At 39.9% G+C, this 8,988-nt stretch carries 12 protein-coding genes and 1 pseudogene; 8 read left to right on the forward strand and 5 right to left on the reverse strand.

The features are described from left to right. Window positions 1–168 precede the first annotated feature (168 nt). The 3 genes from H6F44_RS21090 to H6F44_RS21100 all read right to left on the reverse strand — a co-directional run bounded on the left by H6F44_RS21090 (window position 169) and on the right by H6F44_RS21100 (window position 3,017). Complete coding sequence (locus tag H6F44_RS21090; protein WP_190353063.1) at window positions 169–1,968, reverse strand: phosphodiester glycosidase family protein; 1,800 nt, start codon at window positions 1,966–1,968, stop codon at window positions 169–171. Between the two features lie 230 nt (window positions 1,969–2,198). Further along, on the reverse strand, window positions 2,199–2,465 hold the full coding sequence (locus H6F44_RS21095; protein WP_190353064.1) for a hypothetical protein: 267 nt from the start codon (window positions 2,463–2,465) through the stop codon (window positions 2,199–2,201). Window positions 2,466–2,510: 45 nt separating this feature from the next. After that, on the reverse strand, window positions 2,511–3,017 hold the full coding sequence (locus H6F44_RS21100) for a helix-turn-helix transcriptional regulator (RefSeq protein ID WP_190353065.1): 507 nt from the start codon (window positions 3,015–3,017) through the stop codon (window positions 2,511–2,513). A 254-nt stretch (window positions 3,018–3,271) separates the two neighbouring features. On the opposite strand from H6F44_RS21100, the gene H6F44_RS21105 reads away from it, so the two are divergent. The 6 genes and pseudogenes from H6F44_RS21105 to H6F44_RS21130 all read left to right on the forward strand — a co-directional run bounded on the left by H6F44_RS21105 (window position 3,272) and on the right by H6F44_RS21130 (window position 5,562). Beyond that, on the forward strand, window positions 3,272–3,460 hold the full coding sequence (locus H6F44_RS21105; protein WP_190353066.1) for a hypothetical protein: 189 nt from the start codon (window positions 3,272–3,274) through the stop codon (window positions 3,458–3,460). Window positions 3,461–3,557: 97 nt separating this feature from the next. Then, window positions 3,558–3,863: a hypothetical protein gene (locus H6F44_RS21110; protein WP_190353067.1), complete on the forward strand. Its 306-nt coding sequence runs from the start codon at window positions 3,558–3,560 to the stop codon at window positions 3,861–3,863. Further along, complete coding sequence (locus H6F44_RS21115) at window positions 3,860–4,210, forward strand: hypothetical protein (protein WP_190353068.1); 351 nt, start codon at window positions 3,860–3,862, stop codon at window positions 4,208–4,210. Before H6F44_RS21110 ends, H6F44_RS21115 begins: the two co-directional genes overlap by 4 nt. A gap of 321 nt (window positions 4,211–4,531) precedes the next feature. After that, window positions 4,532–4,873 (forward strand): annotated as a pseudogene (locus H6F44_RS21120) (Uma2 family endonuclease); the annotation flags it as partial. A 199-nt stretch (window positions 4,874–5,072) separates the two neighbouring features. Further along, the gene (locus tag H6F44_RS23360) at window positions 5,073–5,300 is read left to right on the forward strand and encodes a BrnT family toxin (RefSeq protein ID WP_322096270.1); all 228 of its coding nucleotides are present in this window, start codon (window positions 5,073–5,075) and stop codon (window positions 5,298–5,300) included. Further along, window positions 5,290–5,562, forward strand: a complete 273-nt coding sequence (locus H6F44_RS21130) for a hypothetical protein (RefSeq protein ID WP_190353070.1) — start codon at window positions 5,290–5,292, stop codon at window positions 5,560–5,562. The genes H6F44_RS23360 and H6F44_RS21130 overlap by 11 nt, the downstream gene beginning before the upstream one ends. A gap of 75 nt (window positions 5,563–5,637) precedes the next feature. On the opposite strand, the gene H6F44_RS21135 is transcribed toward H6F44_RS21130, so the two are convergent. Next, window positions 5,638–6,006, reverse strand: a complete 369-nt coding sequence (locus H6F44_RS21135) for a type II toxin-antitoxin system PemK/MazF family toxin (RefSeq protein ID WP_190353071.1) — start codon at window positions 6,004–6,006, stop codon at window positions 5,638–5,640. Further along, window positions 5,988–6,230 carry a ribbon-helix-helix domain-containing protein gene (locus H6F44_RS21140; protein WP_103670259.1) on the reverse strand — a complete coding sequence of 81 codons (243 nt, stop codon included), beginning with the start codon at window positions 6,228–6,230 and terminating at the stop codon, window positions 5,988–5,990. Before H6F44_RS21140 ends, H6F44_RS21135 begins: the two co-directional genes overlap by 19 nt. 258 nt (window positions 6,231–6,488) lie before the next feature. Here H6F44_RS21140 and H6F44_RS21145 point away from each other — a divergent pair, with 258 nt between their 5' ends. After that, complete coding sequence (locus H6F44_RS21145) at window positions 6,489–7,121, forward strand: YcjF family protein (RefSeq protein WP_190353072.1); 633 nt, start codon at window positions 6,489–6,491, stop codon at window positions 7,119–7,121. A 58-nt stretch (window positions 7,122–7,179) separates the two neighbouring features. Beyond that, entirely contained in the window at window positions 7,180–8,946 is a 1,767-nt protein-coding gene (locus H6F44_RS21150; RefSeq protein WP_190353073.1) for a nuclease-related domain-containing DEAD/DEAH box helicase, read from the forward strand. Window positions 8,947–8,988: the final 42 nt, after the last annotated feature.

Raw genomic sequence — 8,988 nt, forward strand, 5'->3', positions numbered from 1 at the left:
TGGGTGAAAGACCTACTTTATTAAAAAGTCACACTTTGTCGCCGCAACGGTTTAAGCCAGATCGTTTAATTGGCTTCACCTGCTTACCCATATGAGCGAAAATATTTAGTTTACAGGACTGCTCCGCAATGTCAGATGCCGATCGCAATTTGGCTCACGATCGCAATTTTAAAATTGTGATGGTGGCGTGATGAAAATAGCGATCGCATTATGGACAGAGGCAGTTTGGGTAATGGAACGATTTAAAATTTGACCACCTAAATAGAGCGTGGTGGAACTGCCGCCATCGAGATTGAGGGCATCCACTGCCCCTAACTTTTTTAAGACCGCCGCCGTTTGGAATAGATTTGGTGCTTGACCTGAGGGCGCAGCTTGGATCGTGGCTAATAGTAACTTGCCCTTTTGTGGCATAGTGGCGATCACACTGCGATCGGCGGCTTGAGTATCAAATCCCGCTTGGAAGGTTTCGGCTTTAGCATCCAAAACGAGATTGCCATTTTTAAGTAATAATGGTCCTGCACCAATTAAATTGGGGAATGGGGCAAATTGATTGGGAACAAAGGCTTGACGACCACGAACGGTCATGCCAAGGGGCAACTGTTTGGCAGCTTCGGGGGTTTGTCTGGCAACTAGAAGGTAGCCATCTTCGGGAATCGGTAATTGTCCCACACCCACTGCTGCGCCTTGATATTGGGCAACGACGCGATCACCTTTGACCACGATTAATAATTCATTTTCGGTGAGGGGGCTGTAGTTGCTGCCCCAAGTGGGTGTATAGCGGGCAATGCCACGCTGAACATAGCCGCTATTGAGATTGGTGAGCTTGATTTGGATTTGATTGCCTGTGGTAATCTCTTCGCTAAAATTGAGGCGATCGATCAGGACATCTCCTGTTTCATTCCAAGCGATCGCCCCCCGCACTAGCGCCGTTCCTGCCAGCCAGCGACCGCCTTGACGGATTGCACCCACTGGCAATCGGCGAATGCGATTAAAGAATCCGCCATTAATTGCGCCCACCGCACCAGCCTGTCCTGCCATTTGTGATAGAGGACTCACGCCCAGCATTCCATTAGGCGAGTTATCAGGGTTGCTCCAAATGGGACGTAACTTTAATTGTGGTTGCTTGAGATCCACTTCCAAAGCCGTGACTGCAAATTTGAGGGTTTTAGGGGCGCTCTCCTTTGTCGATGGATTGGGAACTTCCACTATGCGCTCAATGCGGCGCAAACCATTCGCCCACTGCACAGTTAAGCTAGGGGGCAAATAGTCTCGGCGTAGGTCAATTACAATTTTGGGGCTAGGGCTGCTTAATAATTCGATCGCAGGATTAATGGCGGTGGTGGTCTGAATTTGAATCTGGGTTAATTTGCCTTGAGGCAGCACCTTGATCGATTTGATCAAATTACCCGCGATCGCCCCTGTTGAGGCATCAACATTAATGGCATCAATGGGCAGATTCGCCGCCACTTCTGCCGAGACCGTCAGATTAATCATGTCGGCTTGCTGACTAACCCGCCAAGGTGTGCGCCGATTTAGGTCAATTACGAGGCGATCTCCCCAAGGTTGTCTGCTACGGCGCAACCCTTCCATGATCGTGTCAGGGGTATAGAGATTGAGGGTACTGCCCACAATTTCGGTGCGCCACTGCTCCGCAAAGGGCGTAATGGCTAAGTAACGATATTTGCCCTGATTATCAAAGGCTGTGGGCGTGAATAAGGGGCTAGAAAACCACCGCACGCGCTGGCGATCGCTGGTTTCCGAATCGAGCATCTGCACCCCTAACCCACCCGTGAGCCAATCTTCCTGCACATACAGTTGCGATCGCCCCTGTTCCACGCGCCGCAGCCACCGCCCCGACCATGCCTGACCATTGAGGTTGATCACATTGCCACTGTCAGCCGCAGGAGCGCAATCGGCGATTAATAAACTGAGAGCAACTAAGGTGATCGTAACTTGCGGTATTTTCATAAAAATCGATATTAGGGGGCAGGGTTGAAATAGCGATAATGAACTTCTGCAACGGCGGTCAAAATTTCGGCGCTAAGCTGCACCTTCTTCGACAACGCAACGTCTTCAATATAGCTGTAGTCACTTAATATTAAGACAAATCAAAAAACAAGAAGACTGACAATAGCTATATTTGACTCTAGGTTAATTCTAGGGATAATCGACTAGCACAATATCGCCGCGTTGAATATTCATGATTGTCTGCGGGGATCAAGATCATTGTATATATCCATCGCTGGATCGTCCCAGCCTTCTTTGCCGAAGGTCTCCATGACAGGCAGATACATATCTTGCAAGAATTGATTATTCTGCTCTTCGATTAAAAGTGCTTTTATTTTTGCATATACTTCTTCCCGAAGAAGTACATAGGTTATTGCTGTATCTGGGTCAATGGCACGAGGAGGAGTTTCGACCTGTTTGATGACATCTTGCCTTTGCTCAAAAGTTAATTCGATCATTTTGGGATTCTCTACTTCTTGCAACTAATATTTTAGTGTTTTCTCTTAATCGACAGACAGAGTTGGATTAGTCTCTGGAATTTCTAATACTTCGTTATTCAAACTAACCTCTGATGACGTAGGTGCAACGATCCGCATATCAACATCAATAATAATCTGGTTATTTTCAAAACTAATCTTTGCTCTTTTAACTAGCAAATCTACTGGTGAAGAGCTTTTAAACTGCACAGAAGGCTTAGGCTGATTTCTATAACCAGCACCTTCAAGCCATTCACTGATGCTTCTCCAATTATCAACTTTTCCGTTAGACTTCCCAACTAAATTTTTGACATATTGATAAAGAGTGCTACAAAGATCAACTTCTACTCCCTTAACGCTCTTACTCAGCTTTTCAGCAATTTCCGAAGGACTATGCCCCGCTAACAACCCTCTCAAATGCAATTTTTCAACAGGAGTCAACCGCCGCCCCTTAGCCGAAGCCAGATCGGTATACAGAGTTTCTAAGTCCCACTCTGTAAAAACCTGCGGAAACTGTTCATCAGTAAATGTCATAAATATTACCTGAGTAAATTCCTAACTAAATCCTAACATAACTACTTGCTGAAGTTAGGTGTTGATTAATTACTTTAAGGTAATAATTAAGATTATTAGCAAATTATTTGATTTTCGATATAAATCTTTAATCTTGCTTTTGGGTGGGTGCAACTTTTGGGCTGAGATTTTTTCAAGCTTAATGTTGATTTATTTATCTAAATACATAGGTATTTCTAGTTATGCGATACATATTAGTTACGATTTTTCTAACTATGAATATGAACTTAGGAATAGTTTCAGATGCCTCTGCTGCATGTTGTGGAGCAGTAGGTGCAAGATTGGCTCAAAGTTCTTCTAGGCAAAGTAACGAAGATGATAGAACTGCGGGATTTATTTTCGCTTTCATGATGGCTGCTCTATGTTCGTGGGTTACTGGTCAGAACGAAAAGAAAAATAAATAAAGGTACTTTACAAAGTTTTGTTTGGGTCATCATCACCCTATCTATCGTTAAATTGTATAAAAATTCATCAAATACTAAGGAAGTAAATTTTCTAGATATGAAATTAACCCCAGTAAAGACAATTCGTGCAACTTTGTTAGCTCTCTTTTGTAGTTGCGTTGCCCAACCCAATTCAGACAATATGTTTGTATTTGCTCAATATACTAGTCCACCAAATTGTGGTGCTTCTTGCTACAGTGAGCGGAGTAGACAACGAACTATGGAATGGGTTAGAGGATCGAGAGAATATGAAAGTAGGTTAAATGATAAGTCACAAGGTGATATGTCTATGTCTGATATCATTCTTGGAGTGATTATTGCTGCTGGTGTTGGATTTGGTATCTATTTATACAAACAAAAATGAAAAAGTCACTACCTGTTGTATTCGTTACCTTGATTGTTTTATTGTCAGCTTGTTCGTCCCCATCAGCAACTATTTGTGGAGTCCAAGTTAGAGATGGGGAGAAAACAAAAATCAAGACCAACCAAGAAGTTCTCACAGCATTGAAGGATATGGATGAAGCTTCTAACAAATCAGGTAGTTCTAGTTTTGTCAGTGTTAGTGTAGACATGAACGTTTTGTCAGTTGTCTCTTTATTCCGAGCAGCAGGACTAGGTTCAGATGGTAATAGTGTAATCCTGCGAAATGCTAAAGCTTACCAAGAATCTACGGGAGTATCAGTTTTACTAGAGGTATCTTGTAAAAATTAACTTCTCTGGGCGATCGCTTTCCGTCATCTGTAGGGGCAAAGCATTCCCGCCACCATTTATGAATTCTCAACTCCCCTCAAATTGGGAATGCTCTGCCCAAAATCTCCAACATTTACCAAAAACTCCAACCGCAGGGAAAATTTATCGGTTGTAGCCAAGAGGGTTGAGCATTTGCAGATCGAGATTTTGGTTGGGAGTTGAAAGATAGTCGCGCAAAAGCTGAACCCCTACGATTATTTTGGGGTTTGGGTTTGGTGGTACAAGGGGCGATCGCTTTTGTTAAAATCTAGAATAGATCCTCTAGAACCTCCGCAAAAAAATATGATTGTAGCCAGAGAAAACCTTCCTAAATTCACTCCCCAAGAATACTTTGCTTGGGAAGAAAAGCAATTACATAAACACGAATACATCGAAGGACAAGTCTATGCCATGAGTGGCGGTAGTGTTAATCATGCGCGGATTGCCATTCGCCTCATTACTATGTTTGATTCTCACTTAGGTACTGGCAATTGTATCATCGGGAACTCAGACCTGCGGGTTAAAAGCGCAATATCTCAAAACTACACTTACCCCGATGTCAGCGTCACCTGTGACGATCGCGACAAAATTACCACTCAATACATTACCTATCCATCCCTAATTGTTGAAATGATTGGAAAGTCTATGTTCATTGTAGCAATCTGGTGAATGGCGATCGCCTTGTCATTTCATAGTTAAGTAAATGGGCGATCGCTTCTAGCCTACGGCTGTTTAAAATTACGATTCAACGATATGTTAGGATAAGAATTAGTTGAATTTAAGGAGTTGAAATGGCTTGGAACTAGAGTTTGAATGGGACGAGCGAAAAGATAAAGCAAATTAAATAAAACATGGCGTTTCTTTTGAAGAGGCTGCTACTGTATTTGACGATCCATTATCTCTAAATTTTGATGATCCTGAGCATTCTAGAGGAGAAGAGCGCTATATTATATTAGGCTTATCAAATCAAAGTAGACTTCTGTTTGTATCTCATACGGATCGCAATAATAAGATTCGTTTAATCAGTGCAAGATTGCTTACACCAAAGGAGAGAAGATATTATGAGCGATGAAATTCAATATGAATTAGAAGATGATTTGCGGGAAGAATATGATTTAACTGAGCTTAGAAATCCTGTTCGGGGTAAATATTATCAACAATATCGAAAAGGGCATAGTGTTACTATTCATCATGAAGATGATACAACTACTGTAGAACATTTCCCGCCACAAGACGATTTAATTGTTCTCGATCCTGATGTGAAAATATATTTTCCCGATTCTGAATCGGTCAATTCTACTTTAAGAAGTTTAATCAAATTAATTCCACGTTAGAACCTAAAGTGTTTTGACAGGGCGATCGCCTTGTCATCTCATGGTTAAGTGCATAGGCGAGATCGCTAACTAATTCTATAGTTCAATCAATCCTAAGCTAATTTGAATTGCGTTATCTACATATCCCATGAGGCGATCGGAGATTACACCCATTCTTTTAACTAAGCGTTGTTTATCAATGGAACGGATCTGATTGAGAAGAACTACGGATGTCACGGTTAGTCCACCTTCTGGGGGATTGATTAAAACTTCTGTGGGATATGTCTCAGGGTCGAATTGGGATGTGATGGCAGCAACGATGGTAATGGGGCTGTATTGATTGGAAATGTCATTTTGGAGAATGAGAGCAGGTCTAGTTTTCTGAATTTCTGAGCCAACTGTAGGATCAAAGTTAACCAAATAGATTTCACCTCTCTTGGGAAATGCTATTTTCCGTTTTGCCATGATTCCTCATCAATGTTAAACCAGTCTTGAGTAATCCCTAAGTCTCGATCTGCGCGACGTAATGCGCCCTGTTTGAGTTTTTCGCGTAAATTTTTCTTGGCTTCAGCATTGATATAGTACTTAACGGCTTGGTCAATGAAGTGACTGCGATCGCCTTTGGGTGCAATGCGATCGAGTAGCTGTAGTGTTTCGTTGGGTAATGTGATGTTAATGCGTTGATACATATATGAGTACACATTGACTATGTGTATCATGGTAACTCAGATCGCTGACTTCTAGGCTGATTTGCATTGGCTATGATTTAGAGATTGTGGGTTGTGCTTATTGTAGCAAGGTTTTTATGGGTAAGCATCTTGTCATCTTAGTGTTAGAATCACCTCAAATTGCTTGTTTGTATGTCTATGAGTAAAGTGACCTCCTATCCGTAGTTGCTAAAGTATAATAAGCGAATATTTCAACATAATATTGAATTTTTAACGAGTATGTCTTTTATTAATCTTGACGAAATCTGGAAATTTATTAATGGCGACTTTAGTAACTTGGACGAAGATGGCAAAAAAGAAAACACCTCTAGAGTTCGCCAAATAGCAGCTACTACTGGGGCAGTCGCCTGTGCAATCCCCAATGTTCCTTTTGCTGATTTTTTTATCATTACACCTATTCAAGCTCTGATGGTTCGTGCTATTGGAAATATCTACGGTTACAAAGTTAATGAATCAACCGCAGCCGAAATATTGACAGTTATTGGTGGTGGTTGGCTTGGACAGCAGACTCTTCTAGCTGCTTTTAGAATTGGTTTGCCGGGGGCTGGTGGTCTTGTTGGTTCGATTTTTGTTTATGGATGGACTTATGGAATGGGAAAAGCCGCAGAAGTTTATTTTGCTAGTAACATGACAGCCTCTAAGGAAGATCTTAAAAAAGCAAGAGAGACAGGAGCAAAAGAAGGTGAGATAGCATATAAACAAGATGAAGAACTCAGAAAACGAATTAAAGGAATGCAAGGTCAATGTTTTACAAAGGATCAAATCATTTATGCGTTGTGGAATGTAGCTAAGGATGATGGAGAATCTTATAGAAAAGCTGAAATGGAATATACTAGACTTGTATCTGATTAGTGAAAAATACTGATTTAAATAAATTGAAAATTTTGCAAGGCAATGCAGTATAAAGCTGATGAAAAATAGAATCTTTCCTAGCTGGGAACAAATAGATAAGCTTCCTGATAAGTTTACGGAAGGAGAAACTACTTTAGCAAAATTTTTAGATCAGCATTTACCTGAAGATTGGCTGATATATATTCAGCCGTTTTTAAATGGCAGTCGTCCAGATATTATAGTTTTTAACCCATCTGTAGGTTTAACGATAATAGAAGTAAAAGATTGGAACTTATCCAACTATCATTTTGAAGAAAAAAATTTGTTTGTCTCTGATTCAAAAGGTAGTTATCCAATTAAAAATCCTATCTATCAGGTAGATTACTATCGAGAAGTTATTATTGGTCAGTTAATACCCGCTATTGGTGAGAGAGTTGATAAAACAACAAGTTCACTCGGCTTAATTAAAACTGCTTTATACTTCCACCAAGCAACAACATCTCATGTTAAAGAATTTTTTAAAGACTTTATAAAAGATTATCGTCCGATTTTTGGATATGATTATCTTACAATTGAAAATATATCGAAAATAGTCCCAGATAGCAACAGAAAAGTTAGCTCTTATTGGAGAAAGGAGTGGAACAACGAAATAAAATTTTGGCTTGATCCTCCTTTTCACACACTGGAAAGAACTGTTCCATTAGATTTAACTCCACAACAGAAAAATCACGCGGAACCGAAGTCAGGACATTTTCGATTGCGTGGAGTTGCAGGAAGTGGAAAAACTCAAGTAATTGCTTATCGAGCAGCTAAATTAGCCTCTTTAGGCTATGACGTTCTTGTTTTGACATTCAATATTACATTGTGGCATTACATCAAAGATCTTATACAACGTGCACCTTTCGAGTTTGACTCAAAGAAAATAACGTATAAACATTTTCACGGAGTTTGCTCGGATATTTTTAATGAGGCTGGAGTCAACTTTCCTAAAGGTGATGGCGATGAGTTTTTTCGCACTACAATTCCTTCCCATGTTGATCATTGTTTAAATGAATTTAACATTAATACGAAAAAATACGATGCTATTTTAATTGATGAGGGACAGGATTTTTGTATCGAATGGTATAGACTAATATGTAAATTTCTTAAAGCAAGAAACGAATTGCTTTTGGTGTGTGACAAAAAACAAAATATTTATGGAGTTAAATTAGACTGGCTTGAAGAAGGAATGAGTGGCACAAAATTTAACAAACGATGGAGAGAGTTAAAAACAGTTTTTCGACTACCACAGAAAGTAGCTGAAGTAGCCACCAGATTTGGCGAATCATTTGAGTTAAATCAAGATCTAAAAACTGAAAATGTTGTACAAATTAGTTTGTTTGATCGCTCTATCAATCCTCATGTTGTTTGGAAGGAAATTAAACCTAGTGAAAAGCTTAGGATAATTGAATTTGCATTTAATAAACTCAAAGAAGAAGGATGTACAGCATCTGACATGGTTGTATTACTGCCGAATCATAAGATTGGAATGGAATGTGTTCGTTATTTTGAATCTAAACAAATCCATGTTAATCATGTGTTTGGTGAGGAGAGCGATACATCTCGACATCATAAAAAATCTTTTTGGATGGGTGATAGTAGGTTAAAGATGTCTACTATTCATAGTTTTAAAGGATGGGAAGTATTGAGTGTAATTCTGTATATTGACGAAGAATTTTTGGGAGACTCATTACAACTTGATGCAATCATATATACAGCAATTACTCGATCTCGTGAGAACTTAATAGGGGAGCATCCCAAGTTTGCGGTAAGTAAATATACTTATGTACAAGCAAGGAAGAAATAGGAAGAATAAAGAGGAATAAAAATAGTAACAAGAAAATGCAGT

This window comes from Pseudanabaena cinerea FACHB-1277 (genome assembly GCF_014696345.1).
In the GTDB taxonomy this organism is placed as follows: Bacteria; Cyanobacteriota; Cyanobacteriia; order Pseudanabaenales; family Pseudanabaenaceae; genus Pseudanabaena; species Pseudanabaena cinerea.

Coding starts and splice junctions, on each gene's coding strand:
- H6F44_RS21090 (WP_190353063.1), bottom strand. CDS start 1,968: ATGAAAATACCGCAAGTTACGATCACCTTAGTTGCTCTCAGTTTATTA.
- H6F44_RS21095 (WP_190353064.1), bottom strand. CDS start 2,465: ATGATCGAATTAACTTTTGAGCAAAGGCAAGATGTCATCAAACAGGTC.
- H6F44_RS21100 (WP_190353065.1), bottom strand. CDS start 3,017: ATGACATTTACTGATGAACAGTTTCCGCAGGTTTTTACAGAGTGGGAC.
- H6F44_RS21105 (WP_190353066.1), top strand. CDS start 3,272: ATGAATATGAACTTAGGAATAGTTTCAGATGCCTCTGCTGCATGTTGT.
- H6F44_RS21110 (WP_190353067.1), top strand. CDS start 3,558: ATGAAATTAACCCCAGTAAAGACAATTCGTGCAACTTTGTTAGCTCTC.
- H6F44_RS21115 (WP_190353068.1), top strand. CDS start 3,860: ATGAAAAAGTCACTACCTGTTGTATTCGTTACCTTGATTGTTTTATTG.
- H6F44_RS21130 (WP_190353070.1), top strand. CDS start 5,290: ATGAGCGATGAAATTCAATATGAATTAGAAGATGATTTGCGGGAAGAA.
- H6F44_RS21135 (WP_190353071.1), bottom strand. CDS start 6,006: ATGGCAAAACGGAAAATAGCATTTCCCAAGAGAGGTGAAATCTATTTG.
- H6F44_RS21140 (WP_103670259.1), bottom strand. CDS start 6,230: ATGTATCAACGCATTAACATCACATTACCCAACGAAACACTACAGCTA.
- H6F44_RS21145 (WP_190353072.1), top strand. CDS start 6,489: ATGTCTTTTATTAATCTTGACGAAATCTGGAAATTTATTAATGGCGAC.
- H6F44_RS21150 (WP_190353073.1), top strand. CDS start 7,180: ATGAAAAATAGAATCTTTCCTAGCTGGGAACAAATAGATAAGCTTCCT.